At 31.9% G+C, this 16,452-nt stretch carries 21 protein-coding genes; 7 read left to right on the top strand and 14 right to left on the bottom strand.

Annotated elements, in window-relative coordinates; genetic code table 11:
• Positions 1-133 precede the first annotated feature (133 nt).
• The 5 genes from M4I21_RS08930 to M4I21_RS08910 form a co-directional block, all read right to left on the bottom strand.
• Positions 134-376, bottom strand: a complete 243-nt coding sequence (locus M4I21_RS08930; RefSeq protein ID WP_249558776.1) for a hypothetical protein — start codon at positions 374-376, stop codon at positions 134-136.
• A 234-nt stretch (positions 377-610) separates the two neighbouring features.
• Positions 611-847 carry a hypothetical protein gene (locus M4I21_RS08925; protein ID WP_249558775.1) on the bottom strand — a complete coding sequence of 79 codons (237 nt, stop codon included), beginning with the start codon at positions 845-847 and terminating at the stop codon, positions 611-613.
• A 254-nt stretch (positions 848-1,101) separates the two neighbouring features.
• Entirely contained in the window at positions 1,102-1,338 is a 237-nt protein-coding gene (locus M4I21_RS08920) for a hypothetical protein (protein ID WP_249558774.1), read from the bottom strand.
• 253 nt (positions 1,339-1,591) lie between these two features.
• Positions 1,592-1,828, bottom strand: coding sequence for a hypothetical protein (locus tag M4I21_RS08915; protein ID WP_249558773.1), 237 nt, complete (start codon positions 1,826-1,828; stop codon positions 1,592-1,594).
• A 183-nt stretch (positions 1,829-2,011) separates the two neighbouring features.
• Entirely contained in the window at positions 2,012-2,695 is a 684-nt protein-coding gene (locus M4I21_RS08910) for a peptidoglycan DD-metalloendopeptidase family protein (protein ID WP_249558772.1), read from the bottom strand.
• Positions 2,696-2,782: 87 nt separating this feature from the next.
• Here M4I21_RS08910 and msrA point away from each other — a divergent pair, with 87 nt between their 5' ends.
• A complete protein-coding gene (gene msrA / locus M4I21_RS08905; protein ID WP_249558771.1) occupies positions 2,783-3,448 on the top strand; it encodes a peptide-methionine (S)-S-oxide reductase MsrA in 666 nt (221 codons plus the stop codon).
• Positions 3,449-3,455: 7 nt separating this feature from the next.
• Here msrA and M4I21_RS08900 read toward each other — a convergent pair whose 3' ends face one another.
• Genes M4I21_RS08900 through M4I21_RS08890 form a run of 3 tightly spaced genes read right to left on the bottom strand, consistent with a single transcriptional unit; the run spans position 3,456 to position 5,932 of the window.
• Positions 3,456-4,847, bottom strand: coding sequence for a DUF4097 family beta strand repeat-containing protein (locus M4I21_RS08900; RefSeq protein WP_249558770.1), 1,392 nt, complete (start codon positions 4,845-4,847; stop codon positions 3,456-3,458).
• Positions 4,828-5,406, bottom strand: a complete 579-nt coding sequence (locus M4I21_RS08895; RefSeq protein ID WP_249558769.1) for a hypothetical protein — start codon at positions 5,404-5,406, stop codon at positions 4,828-4,830. The genes M4I21_RS08900 and M4I21_RS08895 overlap by 20 nt, the downstream gene beginning before the upstream one ends.
• Positions 5,390-5,932: an RNA polymerase sigma factor gene (locus tag M4I21_RS08890; protein ID WP_249558768.1), complete on the bottom strand. Its 543-nt coding sequence runs from the start codon at positions 5,930-5,932 to the stop codon at positions 5,390-5,392. Before M4I21_RS08890 ends, M4I21_RS08895 begins: the two co-directional genes overlap by 17 nt.
• Before the next feature lie 213 nt (positions 5,933-6,145).
• On the opposite strand from M4I21_RS08890, the gene M4I21_RS08885 reads away from it, so the two are divergent.
• From M4I21_RS08885 to M4I21_RS08870, 4 genes are all read left to right on the top strand, one after another.
• On the top strand, positions 6,146-6,706 hold the full coding sequence (locus tag M4I21_RS08885) for a DUF2911 domain-containing protein (protein WP_249558767.1): 561 nt from the start codon (positions 6,146-6,148) through the stop codon (positions 6,704-6,706).
• A gap of 2 nt (positions 6,707-6,708) precedes the next feature.
• On the top strand, positions 6,709-7,746 hold the full coding sequence (gene meaB / locus M4I21_RS08880) for a methylmalonyl Co-A mutase-associated GTPase MeaB (RefSeq protein ID WP_249558765.1): 1,038 nt from the start codon (positions 6,709-6,711) through the stop codon (positions 7,744-7,746).
• A 17-nt stretch (positions 7,747-7,763) separates the two neighbouring features.
• The gene (locus M4I21_RS08875; protein WP_249558764.1) at positions 7,764-8,480 is read left to right on the top strand and encodes a glycosyltransferase; all 717 of its coding nucleotides are present in this window, start codon (positions 7,764-7,766) and stop codon (positions 8,478-8,480) included.
• An 83-nt stretch (positions 8,481-8,563) separates the two neighbouring features.
• A complete protein-coding gene (locus tag M4I21_RS08870; protein ID WP_249558763.1) occupies positions 8,564-9,226 on the top strand; it encodes a hypothetical protein in 663 nt (220 codons plus the stop codon).
• On the opposite strand, the gene M4I21_RS08865 is transcribed toward M4I21_RS08870, so the two are convergent.
• From M4I21_RS08865 to M4I21_RS08840, 6 genes are all read right to left on the bottom strand, one after another.
• Positions 9,227-9,796 (bottom strand): phosphatase PAP2 family protein, encoded by a 570-nt coding sequence (locus tag M4I21_RS08865; RefSeq protein WP_249558762.1) that lies wholly within the window; start codon positions 9,794-9,796, stop codon positions 9,227-9,229. It lies immediately after the preceding gene.
• A gap of 9 nt (positions 9,797-9,805) precedes the next feature.
• Complete coding sequence (locus tag M4I21_RS08860) at positions 9,806-10,033, bottom strand: DUF8828 family protein (protein WP_249558761.1); 228 nt, start codon at positions 10,031-10,033, stop codon at positions 9,806-9,808.
• A gap of 2 nt (positions 10,034-10,035) precedes the next feature.
• Entirely contained in the window at positions 10,036-11,409 is a 1,374-nt protein-coding gene (locus tag M4I21_RS08855) for an MATE family efflux transporter (RefSeq protein WP_249558760.1), read from the bottom strand.
• Positions 11,410-11,464: 55 nt separating this feature from the next.
• Complete coding sequence (gene mazG, locus M4I21_RS08850) at positions 11,465-12,241, bottom strand: nucleoside triphosphate pyrophosphohydrolase (RefSeq protein ID WP_249558759.1); 777 nt, start codon at positions 12,239-12,241, stop codon at positions 11,465-11,467.
• A gap of 100 nt (positions 12,242-12,341) precedes the next feature.
• Positions 12,342-12,566: a VF530 family protein gene (locus tag M4I21_RS08845; protein WP_249558758.1), complete on the bottom strand. Its 225-nt coding sequence runs from the start codon at positions 12,564-12,566 to the stop codon at positions 12,342-12,344.
• Between the two features lie 5 nt (positions 12,567-12,571).
• A complete protein-coding gene (locus tag M4I21_RS08840) occupies positions 12,572-13,840 on the bottom strand; it encodes a DEAD/DEAH box helicase (protein WP_249558757.1) in 1,269 nt (422 codons plus the stop codon).
• Between the two features lie 276 nt (positions 13,841-14,116).
• Here M4I21_RS08840 and M4I21_RS08835 point away from each other — a divergent pair, with 276 nt between their 5' ends.
• Positions 14,117-14,761: a GDSL-type esterase/lipase family protein gene (locus M4I21_RS08835; RefSeq protein WP_249558756.1), complete on the top strand. Its 645-nt coding sequence runs from the start codon at positions 14,117-14,119 to the stop codon at positions 14,759-14,761.
• Positions 14,762-14,770: 9 nt separating this feature from the next.
• Positions 14,771-16,381 (top strand): beta-N-acetylhexosaminidase, encoded by a 1,611-nt coding sequence (locus M4I21_RS08830; RefSeq protein WP_249558755.1) that lies wholly within the window; start codon positions 14,771-14,773, stop codon positions 16,379-16,381.
• Positions 16,382-16,452 lie beyond the last annotated feature (71 nt).

Here is a 16,452-nt window from a genome sequence, read left to right as displayed (position 1 = left end):
CAGTTCGTATGTTATTTCTTAAACCTATTATTGCGACGTACAGGAACTTTAATTGCACGTACAGATGGTTTATTGTTATGTAACAAACCAATACTAATGGCCGCTATACTTACTAAAGTTATATATATCATAATTAAACTAATTTTGCTTTATTTCCCTTTGTTATAAAAGATAGCTCTTTTGTAATTTTAGCGTTCTTAATTAAATACAAACGCGCTACGCTATTCTCTACTGTTTTTTCTAAAGTAGTTGAACCCTTTACAATTTTAGTAATTGTCACAATCATTACTTTTTCTTGTGGTTGTCTATCAGCTTTTTGAGCTTGAACAGATAATGATACACATAAAATAAAAAATAATGTTGCTAAAGTTTTCATAACTAAGGTCTTAATTTTTATATAAAGTTAAGACGGGTAGTAACGCTCTCTTTTTCAAACTCGTTCAAAAACCCCTTTTTATCGTTATACAGCAATAACTTGGGTGAACTACCTAATTGTAAACCAGATAACTAATTGTAAATAACTGTTAATCGAAATAATATGCTTTTAATCGACTTTAAACACTAAGCACTTATTTATCAATAGATTAAAATAAAAACTTAATTTTAATTATTAAGCCATTTTAGACTTACTACGTTTTGTAGAGAAAGCTAATGCGCTTTTTACTTTAGAATTTTTAAACTTATACAAACGTGCTACTTCAGTTTCTTTGTTTAAAACTTCTTTCTTAGTTTCAGAAACGTTTACCTCTTTAGTTATTGTTTTTAATACTGGTGTAACATTAGCTTCTTGTGCTTGTGCTGCAACTCCAATAAAAAGAACAAATAATAAAGTGATAATAGTTTTCATAGTAACCTTGTTTGTTGATGTAAAATTACTACCAACATAGGCTTACAAAAATCTAAATCGCTCAAACACCCTTATTTTTCGGTATTTGACAAAAAGATAGATAAGGTGTAAAAAATCCTCGATAACGGTAAAATGAAAAAAATCTACTAATCGGTGTTACGTGCAGTACAACTGATATTGTATGGTATAGAAAATAATTTTAGAAGAATAATGAGAAAGAAATATAAAGAAAATTAAAAGCTGTACTTATTTAATTACGCTACTTTAGACTTACTACGTTTTGTAGAGAAAGCCAACGCACTTTTAATTTTAGAATTTTTAAACTTATATAAACGTGCTACTTCAGCTTTTTCTTGTACAGCATCCTTTTTAACTTCTGTTGCTTTAACCTCTTTAGTTTCAATCTTTACTACTGGAGTAGTGTTAGCTTCTTGCGCCTGAGCAGTAAATCCTAAAGTGATAATGAATAATAAAGTGATAATAGCTTTCATAATGTTTTTCTTTTGTTCTACAAATTTACAGACCATACAAGCCTAAAATGGCCACCTGTAGTTCAGTACCGCTTAACTGTCGGTGAATGGTAATCTTGTAAGTGTAGATAGAATTGACCGCTATTGGTTTACAAACAGTGAAAAACCTGTTACCGATAATTAGTGCATTTTATCTAGAAAGGCTACTAATATCAACCTATAAAAAAAAGAAATATATGTTTCTCTAAAGAACTTAGAGATCTATTAAAAAGAATTAAGCTACTTTAGATTTGTTACGTTTTGTAGAGAAAGCTAATGCCTTTTTAATTTTAGAATTTTTAAACTTGTACAAACGTGCTACTTCTGCTTTTTCTTGTAAAGCATCCTTTTTAACTTCTGTTGCTTTAACCTCTTTAGTTTCAATCTTTACAACTGGACTAACGTTAGCTTCTTGTGCCTGTGAAGATAATCCAATAAAAAGAACAAATAATAAAGTGATAATAGCTTTCATAGTAACATTGTTTTGATACTGTAAAATTACTACCAACCTTGTCCTTGCTAAATCTAAATCGCTTAAACCGACTTATTTTTCGGTGTCTGACAAAAGTATTGATGAAGTGTAAATTATCTTCGACAACGGTAAAAACACTAAAATCTACTAATCGACTTAAAGTGTATTTAAACCTATTTTTAACTATTGTATATGAAGTAAAAGATTTGGATTTGGGCAATTGTTAGCATAATACACAAGATCTTTAACAGTGCAAACCCCTGGATAATCTCCTTTATACTCTTCGATATCTATTATTAACTGAAAATGCAAATGAGGAGCATAACCAACATTAACCTCAGCAGTACCTAAAGTACCTATAACTGATCCTTTACTATATTCTTTACCTATATAAATGTTATTTAAAGAAGACACTGCTAAATGACCATAAAGAGAATAAAAGTCTCTATCCTCTACTGTGTGTTTTAAAATTATGGTTGGCCCGTAATCACCAGTTACAGCATTATTTTTAAAACTATGTACTACTCCATTTAATGGCGCTATAACCTTAGTTCCTGCTTTAGCCCAAAAATCTACACCTAAATGTATGTCTCTTGCAACCTCAACTTCTTTAGAGAAATTAGCATTTTTAGCATACAAATTTCTTTTTTCTAAATAACCACCATAAGCAACTGTACTATTTGTTGCTTCTAATATTTGCTGAATATAAGATTCACAATCATCTGTATTTGTAATATCTACATTTTCTAATTCTTTATTCGTCGTAGATAGGTCCAATGCAATATATGCATCTGTACTGTTATCGGTATCTAAAATAGAAACAAAGCCTGTAGCTATACTTTCTAATAATTTATCTATATTTTGCATAAAGCCAAAAGTTAATTTTTTCAAAAAAAGCCACACTAGCTGTAAGTATCTTTAATTGTAGGCCACTAAATTAAAAAAATGAAATTTATGAAAATAGCAAAAATCGCATTTGTATTATGCTCTATATTAATATCTACAAGTTGTTCATCTAAAAATAAAACCAAGGAAGAAGCAAAAGCTACTACAGAAACTGTAAATCAAGATTTAAGCAAATATGAAACTGCTTATTTTGCTAGTGGTTGTTTTTGGTGCGTAGAAGCTGTTTTTGAGAGTGTAAAAGGTGTTCAGGAAGTTGTGTCTGGTTATGCTGGTGGTACAGAGAAAAACCCAACTTATGAGCAAGTAGGTAGCGGAAATAGTACACACGCAGAGGCTGTAGTTGTGTATTACAATCCTAAAGAAGTTTCTTTTGCTACTTTGGTTAAAGTATTCTTTGGTTCACAAGACCCAACAACACTTAATAGTCAAGGACCAGATAGAGGTGCCCAATACAGATCTATTGCTTTTTATAAAAATAAGAGTGAGAAGAAAATAATAACAGATTACATAGCTAAACTAACTAACGACAAAGTGTTTAGCAATAAAATTGTAACAGAAGTAACTGCTTTTACAACTTTTTACGAGGCAGAAGGGTACCACCAAGATTACGAAAAGAAACATCCTAACAACTCATACATTAAAAATGTGTCTGTACCTAGGTTAAATAGATTTAAGAGTAAATTCCCTAGTTTGTTAAAGAAAAATGCTCATTAACTAGATCTTACTTTAAAACAACATCACTGTAAGACGCATCTATATTTATAGACTTACTTGTGTTTTTAGAAATAGAATACCCCTTGTGTACTGTTATATTCTGATTTGTTGTTTTTGTTAAAGACAATGCTGTAGGTAATGATAAATTAGACGATTTACCTTTTAAATATATAGAATAAGACGATTTTGGTAAAACAGCTTCTAATTCGCCGCTTGTTATGGTTATATCTAAATCTTCAAAATTTGAAGAAATAGATTTTATACGCACATTGCCAAAATCGTTTTTAATAAAAGCAGATTTTAATAAATTTTCTATTTCTATATTAGAAGATACAGCACTTAATGTTAATTCTTTTACTTGCTTTAAATCTACATTTTTAGCATAGCTTGTTTTAAGTTGCCCAACATTCCAATTAGTTACGGAAACAGGAGAATAAGACGCATTTACATACGTCTTATCACCATTTATTGTTGTAGCAAGCAAACTTGCGTAAGACAAGTTTGCGTTAATATTAGTTGTATTTTCGGCTAGTTTAACATTGCCATGGCGCACATCCATCTTAATTGTAGCAGACTTAGGCATTTTTATCTTAATGGTTTTTTTAACCTTTAAATTCTTTGCTTCGCCATCTAAAGAAATATAAAAGGTGTTTGGATTAGAGTAAAATGTATTCGTATTAAAATGTATTGTATCTAATTTAATAGCTTTAGATTTTATCCTTTCTGCCATAGCCTTATGCTTTTCTGTTATAATTTTAGCTTTTTTTCGTATTAATTCAGACTTTTCCTGAATCCTTGCCACCCATTTCCTTATTTCTTCTTCATTTTTTACGCCCATATTTTTCTGGAAGTTTTCTTGCCATTTAAGAATATATTCTTTCCCGTTTTTCTCATATTCTTTATAATCAAAATCAACAAATTTAAAATCCTTGTCACTTAATAAAGAACTAATTACTATAGTGTCCCTTTCCATATTATCTACACCAAACTGTATACTATCTAGGTTATAAGACATACGCATAGGAAAATTAGAACTATTAAAGTGTATGGGACGTGAATTAACAAAGGTGTTAGTTTTACTATAAAATTTACTTGAGTTCCCTCCTGTAGATACAGTCACTTTTTTAGAATTTCCTAGAATATCCATTTGGTTACGAGTAAAATACTTCTCTGCCTCTTCTTTAGACATTCCCTCTACTTCTATTGTAGCTTCAATCTGTATTACATCTTTGTTCCAAGTATCAAACTCTATGTCTGCATTGTTTGTGTTTAGGTCTAACACAGCATCTTTATCAACATTAAAAACTTCTTTAAATGTCTTTATTTGTTTTTGCGCATGCATACTTACACAAGCAAGTACAGCTAATACCACTAGGCTATTATATACTAATTGTTTCATTTTTGGTATTTTTTAATTCGTTTAACTTTTTTCTTAATTTTTGCAACAACTGCAAACGCAATTGCAAGTTGTTAATTAATGCAGATATTAATTGATCATTAGGCCCAATGGTATTTAATTCTGTATTTAGTTTTTGGTATTCTGTATGTAACTCTGCTAAGTGTAACATATAGCCATCTACCAATGCTTTGTTAGTGTCTGACACTTCTAATTGTGACAACTCTAAATTTATATTTACTTGATAATAATCTTCAATCTTTTTTAAATCTGGAGACAACGCTCCTAGTGTAATTCCATCTTTATTTTTAGTTGGTTTCTCTGTATTTACAATTGTTGTTTCTGTAGAAGTAACTTTAGTTTGCATTGCATATACTACTAGAGATATACCTACTAGTAAAATTATACTTGCAGCTACTTTATACACAAACCAATTTGTATTCTTAGATGCAGGCATAGATGCATTTAACTTATCTTCAAAATTAGAGATATGTCCCTCTGGCATTTTATGCTGTTCCTTAGCTCTTTCGCCTTCAAATAATTTTCTAAGATCCTGTCCCATATCTTTTTTCTTTTAAAAGTTCTTTTAGCAAGCCTTTACCTCTTAATAACCTGGTTCTACAAGCAGATTCTGTTATGCTTAGTATCCCTGATGTTTCAGAATGGTCGTACCCTTCTATTAAGTACAATTGTACCACGCATTTGTATTTTGCAGGCAACTGTGCAATTGCAAATTTAATTTGCGGCAGTGTTACCGTATCTTCTACCAGCCAATTATTGTCCTCTACAACTCTTAGGCTCGTTTCTGTTAACTCTAGATGTTTGTCTTTATTAGCTTTAATAAAATCCAAACACTTATGCACTACTATTTTCTTTAACCAAGCTCCAAAAGTAACATCGCCACTAAACTGATCCATTTTTTGAAAAGCATTTATAAAAGCTTCTTGTACCACATCTTGTGCATCGTCCTCGTTTTTTAAAAAACGCATAGCAACACAATACATACCGTTACAGTATTGTTTGTAAAGCTGCATTTGAGCTTTACGGTTGTTTGCCTTGCATTTGGTAATAATATCAGACGTAAACATTAATTACTTCTTGTGTTTGGTTTAGTTTGTTGCTGTAAAGACGATACAAAAAAGTAGATGTTGCAAAAACAGAACTTATTTTCATTTTTCTTAGTAATCTCTATAAATTTAAAGCAATTTTACACTTTATATAAAACTCTAGTTAAAGTATATAACAAGCAACTTCTAATTAAACAAGATTTAGTAACTTAGAAGAACAAAAACAACCACGCTATGAAAGTTATACAATGGATGATAATTACGGTAGTTGTATTAGGTCTACTTACTGTATTTGTTGGTATGCCTATGATGAAAGAACAGACAAAAAAATTTAGTCCTGAAGAAACTGCCTCTTATACAGAAAACGGATACAATTTAAATGTTGTTTATTGCAGTCCAGCTAAAAAAAATAGAGTCGTTTTTGGGGAGTTAGTTCCTTACAATAAAGTTTGGAGAACGGGAGCTAACGAGCCCACCGTCTTTAAAACAGAATCTAACATAAAAATTAACGGAAAACAATTACCTGCTGGCAGATATTCCCTTTGGACTAAACCCGGTAAAGATACTTGGGATATTATTTTTAATAAAGAAGTTCCAGATTGGGGAGTTACAATTTTAAGTGGCGGTGCAGAAACTACTAGAAATTCCTCTAAAGACCTAGTTACTGTTTCAGTACCTGTTAAAAATATAGATTCGGTTAAAGAAAGATTTACCATTAACTTTGAAAACAAAGAACAACCGTACTTAACTCTAGCTTGGGATAAAACTAAAGTTAACGTACCTATTAGCAAATAATATTGAATACTTCCAAAAATATAAGCGCAGAAAGTGCTTCTAAAATTAGAACTTTTAGAAGAGAAACGCATACTACAGATCGTTTAACAAATGGCATTTTAGAGGGTAATAAAACAGCTTTAAGCAGAGCTATTACACTTATAGAAAGTACCAATAGCGCACATACAAAACAGGCAAACGAAATTATAGAACGGTGCTTAACCCATAAAACCAAAAGCATTAGAATTGGTATCACGGGCGTACCCGGTGTTGGTAAAAGTACTTTTATAGAGAGTTTTGGAAAAAGACTAACTACAGAAGGTCATAAAGTGGCTGTTTTAGCTGTAGACCCAACAAGTACAGTAACTAGAGGTAGTATTCTTGGTGATAAAACAAGAATGGAAGAGCTTGTTAAAGACACCAACGCCTTTATTAGGCCATCACCTTCTGGTAGCTCTTTAGGCGGTGTTGCACGTAAAACAAGAGAAACCATTGTACTTTGTGAAGCTGCAGGATATAACATAATCTTAATAGAAACTGTTGGTGTTGGCCAAAGTGAAACTGCAGTACATAGTATGGTAGACTTTTTTTTACTACTTAAACTAGCAGGTGCTGGTGATGAACTGCAAGGTATTAAGCGCGGTATTATGGAAATGGCTGACGCTATTGTTATTAATAAATCTGATGGTGACAATATACAGCGTGCTAAAAAAGCGCGAGTAGAATTTGCAAGAGCACTACACTTATTAAAAACACAAGATAATGGTTGGATACCAAAAGTACTTGCTTGTTCTGCGCTTGAAGACACAGGAATTACAGAGGTTTGGGGAACTATTAAAGGCTACGTAGATAGCAATACTAAAAATAGTTTTTTTAATACAAAAAGACAGGAACAAAATAAATATTGGCTATTACAAACAATAGAAGATCAATTAAAACAACAATTTTACCAAGATAAAAAGGTTAAAGAACAGTTACAAGAATCTATCGATGCTGTTGTAAACAATAAAACATCTCCCTTTGCAGCTGCAGATAAACTACTAAAATTACACAGTAAATAAAAACTTCCATTAGTTATATGACATATGAGTTTACTATAATTGTTCCTATTTACAACGAAGAAGGTAACATTCCTAGACTAGAGGAAGAACTAGCCAATTATATAAAAGTTGCAACTAAGAAAACAAAAGTATTATTTATTAATGATGGCTCAAAAGATAATAGTCAAGCATTATTAGAGCAAGCCTGCACAAAAAATACTCATTTTTCTTTTATACTTTTTGATAAAAACTACGGACTAACTCCTGCTATTAAAGCTGGTTTTGATGCCGTAACAACAGAATTAGTTGGCTATATTGATGCAGACCTACAAACATCTCCTCTAGATTTTAATTTACTGTTAGAACATATACCAAAATACGATTTGGTTACAGGCATTAGGCAAACCAGAAAAGACTCCGTTTTTAAAAAATTATCTTCTAATTTTGCGAACATAGTTAGACGGGCATTTACCAAAGATGGTATAGAAGATACCGGCTGCCCTTTAAAAGTAATTAAAACAAGTTACGCAAAAAAAATACCTATGTTTAAGGGGTTACATAGGTTTTTACCTGCAATGATATTATTACAAAACGGAAAAATAAAACAAGTACCGGTGCAACACTTTCCTAGAATTGCGGGCAAAACTAAATTTGGTTTTTGGAATAGATCTATAGGTCCTTTAGTAGATTGTTTTGCTTATTTATGGATGAAACACAAATATATAAATTACGAAGTAGCAAAAAAAAATCTGTAAACTGAAAAGTTAAAATCTTACCAAAGTATAACTCACCTTTTAGAACCAATTATTACCTTTGGTTTTTATTAAAAAAATGAAAAATGAAAACAAGAGATAAAATAGTATATGCAGTTTTATTTGTTATCTGCAGTGTTGGTCTTTATTTTGGCTTAACTGATAAAGATTTTTTTGATAAATCTTACGCCCAAGAGGATGGCCTTGTAGAATGTGGAACTGCATTAGCACTGTTTATTGTAAGTCTTATTTGTTTTTATAGATTGCTAACGATCTCTAAAGGAAAATCTATTACTTGGAAAATAGGAACCTTCTTATTCGCTATTTTATTTTTATTTGGAGCAGGAGAAGAAATTTCTTGGGGACAAAGAATATTTGAAGTACAATCTAGTGAGTTTTTTATAGAAAATAATGCACAAGGAGAAACTAACCTACATAATATGGTGGTTGGAGAAACAAAAGTAAACAAGCTGATATTTAGTCAATTACTAATGGTAGTTATGGTTTTATATTTAATTGTATCACCTTTTTTATACAGAAAACAACAATGGTTTAAAAACCTTGTAAATATGTTTGCTGTTCCTATTGTAAAATGGCACCACACTATAGCCTTTTTAGCCGCAACAGCATTAGTTATTAGCAACCCTGCTGGTAGAACCTGGGAAGTTTACGAACTAGTTTTTGGAGCAATATTTATTTTAATATTTTTAGCACCACTAAACGACTCTATATTTAAAAAAGAGAATTAATTACAGCTTTAACTTTGTTGCCATGAGCAACATAAGTTTGTAAAAAACAAATCCTAAAAAGCTACCTATTACAATACCCGTAGCAACATCTAGTGTATAATGTACACCTATGTATATTCTACTATAGGCAACAAATGCTGCCCAAGTAAGTAGTAGTATTTTTATATATTTAAATTTACTATGAAGCACATTTCCAAAAAATATAGCCATAGCAAAAGAGTTTGCCGCATGGGCAGAAAAATAACCATACTTACCGCCACAAGAACTTTTAACCAAACGTACCAAGCCATCTATATCTGGATTATGACAAGGTCTTAAACGAGCTACGCCATACTTAAAGAAATTAGCTAATTGATCTGTGGCACCAATTAAGACACCAACTGATACTAATATTAAAAGTGTCTTTTTTAACCCTACTTGCTTGTAAGCTAACACTAACAAAACGATATAAAGTGGTATAGAACTTACTTTATTGGTTACAAACAACCAAAAACCATCCCAAGCATCTGTACCAAGATTGTTTAGGTATAAAAAAATGTTGGTGTCGTATTGTATTAATTCTTCAAGCATAGTAAAATTCTATTCTTCGTAACGTTCTATTTCACGATCATAAAAAGCTGTTGCTTCTGCAATTAAGTTTTCTGCCTCATCTTCTAATTCTTCTTCATCATCTTTAGTAAAATCCTCTAACCATTCTACCTCATCATCCTCTAAATTAATAATAAATCTAGGATACTCTGTGTGTATAATAAATATAGCTGTAGGGTAATCTGTATTATCACCCAATAAAAACTTTGGAAACTCCATAATTATTCTTCTGTATTAACTATTAATTTTTTTGTTAAGTAATTAAATCTAATAAATAATAAAATTGCAGATGCTGTTAAACCTGCTAATAAACCTATCCAAATTCCTGTACTCTTTAAAGGCGTGTACAATCCCAAATAAAAACAAATAGGAAAACCAATTAACCAATACGCAATAAATGTAATTGCTGTTGGTATTATAACGTCTTGCAAACCACGCAGAGCACCAAGCACTACAACTTGTAAGCCATCTGATATTTGAAAAAATGCAGCTACTAATAACAACTGTGCGGCAATACCTATAACTTCTGTGTTATCAACAAAATTAGCAGTGTCGTTAACATCTAAATATACGGTTGGCAGCCAATTTCTAAAAATTAAGAATAAAGCAGCAGAAACAACCCCTAACAAAAAGGTTAGAAAAAATATAGACTGTGCCATTCTACGCAAGTCTTTATAATTACCAAGTCCTTTTTGGTTTCCTACTCTAATCATAGCTGCTACACCAAGCCCCATACCTACCATAAACGTCATACTAGACAGGTTTAAGGCTATTTGGTTTGCTGCTTGGGAGTTTTTACCTAACACACCACTAATCCATATAGCAGCTGTAAAAATAGCTACTTCAAAAAACATTTGCAATGCAGATGGAAAACCTATTTTCATAATTTTTTCCATTACCCTACTTTCTATTTTTCTAAAATTAAAACCTGTAACGTAATCGTGGAATTTCTTAGTTTTTTTCAGCATCACCCAAATTAAAAATACCATTACTACTCTTGATACCAAAGTCCCTATTGCTGCGCCAATAATACCCAACTTAGGGAAGCCAAAGGTCCCAAAAATTAATAAATAGTTTAAAAGTATATTTATAGCATTCCCTATTATTGTAACATACATAGGATACTTGGTTTGCGACAAACCATCTGAAAACTGCTTAAATGCCTGAAAAATAACTAAGGGAACTAAAGAAAATGCAACTAAATCTAAATACGGTATTGCCAACTCTACCACGTCTGGTGGTTGCTTCATTAAATACATTAAAGGTTTTGCTAGAATAATAAGGCCAAAAAGAAAAAGGCCCAAGACCGTACATAAAATAAGCCCGTGTTTTAATGCACTTTTGGCATCTTTAACATTACCAGCGCCATCTGCTTCTGCCACTAAAGGTGTTATAGCCGTAGAAAAACCAATACCAAAAGACATTGCAATAAATACAAAACTATTACCTAAAGAAACTGCTGCTAACTCGGCCGTGCCCAACTGGCCTACCATAATATTATCTGCAAAACCAACAAAGGTATGTCCTAGCAAACCAAGTATTACCGGAAAAGCCAGTTTTAGGTTGTATTTAAACTCTTTAGTGTATTGTTTCAATTTTTATTTTTTTTAAAAAAGATGAAGTTAAAATATTTATAAAAAATCTAGTCTATTAATTTTCTTTTTTTGCTTGGTTCCAAAAAATATCCATTTCTGCTAAAGTCATATCTTCTAGAGATTTGCCCATTCCCTTAGCTTTACTCTCTAAGTATTGAAATCTTTTTATAAACTTTTTATTGGTGCGCTCTAAAGCATCTTCTGGATTAATTTTTAGAAAGCGTGCATAATTAATCATAGAAAAAAGTACATCCCCAAACTCTGCTTCCATTTTATCATGGTTAGCATCGTTAACTTCTACTTGTAACTCGGCCAATTCTTCTTGTACTTTTTCAAAGACTTGTTGTGGCTCTTCCCAATCAAAACCAACTCCGGCTACTTTATCTTGTATTCTACTTGCTTTTACTAATGCGGGTAAACTTTTAGGAACACCTTCTAGAACACTTGTTTTTCCTTCTTTTAACTTTAATTTTTCCCAGTTGCGCTTCACTTCTTCTTCATCCTTAACCTCAACATCTCCGTATATATGCGGATGACGGTGTATTAATTTATCACAAATTTCATTTGCAACATCAGCAATATCAAAATCATTGGTTTCACTACCTATTTTGGCATAAAAAACAATGTGAAGTAGTAAATCTCCTAGTTCTTTTTTTACTTCTGGCAAATCGTTATCCAAAATAGCGTCACCCAACTCATATGTTTCTTCTATGGTTAAGTGTCTTAAAGTTTGTAGTGTCTGCTTCTTATCCCACGGACATTGCTCACGCAACTCGTCCATAATGGTAAGTAATCTATCTACTGCTTGTAACTGTTTGCTTCTGGAATTCATCCTAAAAAAAGTTTTGGTAAAAGTACAAAGACTATCTTTTTAGAAGAATAAAATGTAGTAGTAATTTAGTGTTAAATGTAGTTGAAGAAGAAAGAAAAAATTAAGCCGACTTTTCTTTTAACATTTGTAAATACATCTCTTCTACTTTTGTACGCGCCCAAGGTGTCCTGCGTAAAAAGTGGAGACTAGATTTTACTGTTGGTCTATGGGTAAAACAGCGAACATTTACTGTGTTACCCATATATTCCCAGCCGTAAAAGTCTACTAGCTCATCTATAATATCCGCTAGTTTTACACCGTGTAAGGGATCGTTAGACTTTTGCATTTATATTAGTTTCTATTGTTGTTTCGTTTTGGTCTGCGACTACTAGAGCTATTTTTATTAGAACTAGCGCTTTTAGGTTTACTATTAGAGTTTCTAGAACCACCGCGTTGTCCTTGTTTTATAGGTTTTGTAGATGCATTAGGATCTGGCTCAAAACCTTCTAAAATCTCAACAGGAATCTGCATTCCTATTAATTTTTGAATATCCTTAAGGTATGTAGTTTCATCTGCGCTTACTAAAGATACAGCCTCACCACTTGCTCCTGCTCTACCTGTTCTACCAATACGGTGTACATAGTCTTCAGACACATTAGGAATTTCATAATTAATAACGTGTGGTAATAATGGTATATCTAAACCACGTGCAGCAATATCCGTTGCTACTAATGCCCGCAATGTTCCTTTTTTAAAACCCTCTAAAGCCTTTGTACGTGCTCCTTGACTTTTATTACCGTGTATTGCCGCTGCAGAAATACCTGCCGCACTCATTTTTTTACACAAGTTATTTGCTCCGTGCTTCGTTCTTGTAAAAACCAATACTTGCTGCCAATTACCATCTGAAATCAATTTTATAATTAACCCAGTTTTCTTCTCCTTTGCAACCCTATATACTTTTTGCTTAATAACCTCTACTGCAGTATTTTCTGGAGTAGCTTCAACTTGTATTGGGTTATTTAAAATACCATGAGCTAATTTTTTAATGTCTTTAGAAAATGTAGCAGAAAACATTAAGTTTTGTCTTTTAGCCGGTATAAGTTTCATAATACGCTCTATATCACGTAAAAAACCCATATCTAACATACGATCTGCTTCATCTAAAACAAAAATTTCTACTTTGTCTAAAGATAAAAAACGCTGATTAACAAGATCTAGTAAACGTCCCGGTGTTGCAACCAAAACATCCATTCCTCTTTTTAAATTTGCTACTTGTGGTTTTTGATTAACACCACCAAAAATTACGGCAGAACGTATATCTAAAAACTCACTATATTCTTGAACATTAGCATACACCTGTGCAGCTAACTCTCTTGTAGGCGTTAATATTAAACCACGTACAGGCCTATTTCTTAAAGGGTTTCCTTGAGATAATAAGTGTAATAATGGTAAGGTAAAACCTGCAGTTTTACCCGTACCTGTTTGCGCAGATGCTAAAACATCTTTACCCTCTAAAACAGGTGGTATTGCTTTTTCTTGTATCGGAGAAGGAGTAGTATACCCCTTTTTATCTATTGCTTTTAGTAAATTAGCAGATAAACCTAAATTTTTAAATGACATAAATTAGTATTGATGAACCATAACTTTTTAATAAAGTCTGTTCTTAGAATTAGATGCAAAAGTAATGCTATTTTTACGGTTAACCATTTCTTTTGGAAAATGTTAAGAAGCTAAGGGTAATTTATTAGCTAAGTGTTTGTTATTTATTAGCTAAGCTTACTACTAATTAGTTTGTATAGCGCTAAAAAACACCTGTATCGGGTATACAATGCTCCCTGTCGAAAAATATACGCTCTGTACAAATAACAAACCTATATTAACCCTATATTTAAGAGTATGAAAACTTTATTATATCTATTTTTATTTACTTCCATTTTTGGTTACAGTCAAACTACTCACAGATTTTATAATGAAGTTAAAGAGATTCAAAAAAAATATAAGGATCAGCAAAACAGCAATCGAAAATCTATAGTCTTTACAGGCAGTTCTAGTATAAAATACTGGAAAACAATTGCAGATGATTTTCCTCACAAAAATATTATTAATACAGGTTTTGGAGGTTCTACTACCGAAGATTTACTTCTCTTTACAGATGAATTAATTTTAGCATACAACCCTAAACAAGTTTTTATTTATGAAGGCGATAATGACATTGCAGGAAAAAGAAACTGTAATTTGATAGTCTCACAATTAACGACTATTATTGACAAAATAAAAAAAGCAAATACAAGTACCCAAATAGTTTTAATCTCTACAAAACCAAGTATTGCTAGATGGGACTTAAAAAGAAACTATAAAAAACTAAACAGAAAATACAGAAGAATAGCTAAAAAAGACCCTGCTATTAATTACGTTGATGTTTGGAAACCTATGCTAAATGGTAAAAATGTAAAACCCGATATTTTTACTGAAGATAACCTACATATGAACGCCAAAGGATACCAAATTTGGCAAAATGTAATTACAAACTATATTAACTAACCAGATTAAATGAGAAACTCTATTTTATTTAGAACCTTGCTAGCCTTGATAGGAATTTTTAGCATTATTGCTTGTCAAGAAAAAAAAGTAATTATTAATTACCCTACAACTGACTTAGCAGCAGAAAATATGATTCCTACTCCGCTAAAAGTAACACCCACCAACAGTGCTTTTGGCTTAGATAAAAATACTGCCATTTACACAACCCAAGATTCTGATTTTGAAAAAGTAGGTTCCTTTTTATCTAATAAAATAAGTTCTAAAATAGATTTAGACGTTCCGGTTAACACAACCAGCACTACCACTAATAAAATAATATATATAAATAAAACTGATAGTTTAGAATTAGATCATGTAGAAGCATATCAAATGTATATTACACAAGATTCTATTATTATTAATGCTAAAACGGCTGCTGGAGCCTTTAGAGGCATACAGACATTAAGACAAATTATACCAGAAGAAAGTAACGATACGCTTACCACCCATAAAATGTGGCTTGTACCTACTGGTAAAATTTTAGATCAACCTAATTTTGAATATAGAGGAACGATGTTAGATGTTGCAAGACACTTTTTTAGTGTTGGTGATGTAAAAAAGTACTTAGACGTTTTAGCATATTATAAATTTAACGCCTTGCATTTACATTTAACAGATGATCAAGGTTGGCGTATAGAAATTAAATCTTGGCCTAAACTTACTGAAATTGGGGCAAGTACAGAAGTTGGTGGTGGTCCAGGAGGCTTTTATACACAAGAAGACTATAAAGAGATTGTACGTTACGCCGCAGAGAGACATATAATTATTGTGCCAGAAGTGGATATGCCCGGACATACAAACGCAGCTACTGTTGCTTACCCACAACTTAATGGTAACGGAAAAACTCCAAAAGTGTATACAGGAATGCGCGTAGGCTTTAGTACTTTTGATGCTAATAAAGATATTGTTTACGCTTTTATAGATGATGTTGTAAGAGAAATTTCGGCCATTTCTCCTGGTCCTTATTTTCATTTAGGAGGCGATGAAAGTCACGTAACCAAGAAAAAAGATTTTAAGAAGTTTGTTCTAAAAGTTTCTAAAATTGTAGAGAGCCACGGAAAAACTCCAATTGGATGGGACGAAATTGCAAATACCGAAATTAGTGGCTCTGCTGTTGCGCAATTCTGGAGTAGCGAAAAAAATGCAACTAAAGCTATTGAAAAAGGAATGAAGCTTATTCTTTCTCCTGCTAAAAAAGCATACCTAGATATGCAGTATGATACACTGTCTAAACACGGTTTACACTGGGCAACTTATATCCCTGTAGATTCTGCTTACATATGGACCCCAGAAACATTTGTTAAGGGATTACCTAAAGATAGAATATTAGGTATTGAAGCTCCTCTTTGGTCTGAAACTATTAGTAACATTGAAGAATTAGAGTATCTAGCGTTTCCTAGAATAATTGGTTACTCCGAGTTAAACTGGAGCATTAAAGAAAATAGAAATTGGGAGAGTTATAAAAAAAGATTAGCTAACCAAGCACCATATCTAGATCGTATGAATGTAAAATACTACCCAACTAAACTAATAGACTGGAAAACAAGTAAACATACTTTTAAAGAGATAAATAAAGATTAAATACTTTTTAAATTATTTAAAAAGCGAGGCATAATTTGTTACTAAAACAACATGTCTCGCTTTTTTATGCA

The sequence above is a fragment of the Cellulophaga sp. 20_2_10 genome (genome assembly GCF_023476645.1).
Classification (GTDB): Bacteria; Bacteroidota; Bacteroidia; order Flavobacteriales; family Flavobacteriaceae; genus Cellulophaga.
Note: the sequence above shows the minus strand (reverse complement) of the source record. Positions and strands in the feature narration are given on the sequence as shown.

Bases quoted from the DNA above. Each gene is read 5' to 3' on its own strand.
- M4I21_RS08930 (WP_249558776.1), bottom strand. From the start codon at position 376: ATGAAAACTTTAGCAACATTATTTTTTATTTTATGTGTATCATTATCT.
- M4I21_RS08925 (WP_249558775.1), bottom strand. From the start codon at position 847: ATGAAAACTATTATCACTTTATTATTTGTTCTTTTTATTGGAGTTGCA.
- M4I21_RS08920 (WP_249558774.1), bottom strand. From the start codon at position 1,338: ATGAAAGCTATTATCACTTTATTATTCATTATCACTTTAGGATTTACT.
- M4I21_RS08915 (WP_249558773.1), bottom strand. From the start codon at position 1,828: ATGAAAGCTATTATCACTTTATTATTTGTTCTTTTTATTGGATTATCT.
- M4I21_RS08910 (WP_249558772.1), bottom strand. From the start codon at position 2,695: ATGCAAAATATAGATAAATTATTAGAAAGTATAGCTACAGGCTTTGTT.
- msrA (WP_249558771.1), top strand. From the start codon at position 2,783: ATGAAAATAGCAAAAATCGCATTTGTATTATGCTCTATATTAATATCT.
- M4I21_RS08900 (WP_249558770.1), bottom strand. From the start codon at position 4,847: ATGAAACAATTAGTATATAATAGCCTAGTGGTATTAGCTGTACTTGCT.
- M4I21_RS08895 (WP_249558769.1), bottom strand. From the start codon at position 5,406: ATGGGACAGGATCTTAGAAAATTATTTGAAGGCGAAAGAGCTAAGGAA.
- M4I21_RS08890 (WP_249558768.1), bottom strand. From the start codon at position 5,932: ATGTTTACGTCTGATATTATTACCAAATGCAAGGCAAACAACCGTAAA.
- M4I21_RS08885 (WP_249558767.1), top strand. From the start codon at position 6,146: ATGAAAGTTATACAATGGATGATAATTACGGTAGTTGTATTAGGTCTA.
- M4I21_RS08875 (WP_249558764.1), top strand. From the start codon at position 7,764: ATGACATATGAGTTTACTATAATTGTTCCTATTTACAACGAAGAAGGT.
- M4I21_RS08870 (WP_249558763.1), top strand. From the start codon at position 8,564: ATGAAAACAAGAGATAAAATAGTATATGCAGTTTTATTTGTTATCTGC.
- M4I21_RS08865 (WP_249558762.1), bottom strand. From the start codon at position 9,796: ATGCTTGAAGAATTAATACAATACGACACCAACATTTTTTTATACCTA.
- M4I21_RS08860 (WP_249558761.1), bottom strand. From the start codon at position 10,033: ATGGAGTTTCCAAAGTTTTTATTGGGTGATAATACAGATTACCCTACA.
- mazG (WP_249558759.1), bottom strand. From the start codon at position 12,241: ATGAATTCCAGAAGCAAACAGTTACAAGCAGTAGATAGATTACTTACC.
- M4I21_RS08845 (WP_249558758.1), bottom strand. From the start codon at position 12,566: ATGCAAAAGTCTAACGATCCCTTACACGGTGTAAAACTAGCGGATATT.
- M4I21_RS08840 (WP_249558757.1), bottom strand. From the start codon at position 13,840: ATGTCATTTAAAAATTTAGGTTTATCTGCTAATTTACTAAAAGCAATA.
- M4I21_RS08835 (WP_249558756.1), top strand. From the start codon at position 14,117: ATGAAAACTTTATTATATCTATTTTTATTTACTTCCATTTTTGGTTAC.
- M4I21_RS08830 (WP_249558755.1), top strand. From the start codon at position 14,771: ATGAGAAACTCTATTTTATTTAGAACCTTGCTAGCCTTGATAGGAATT.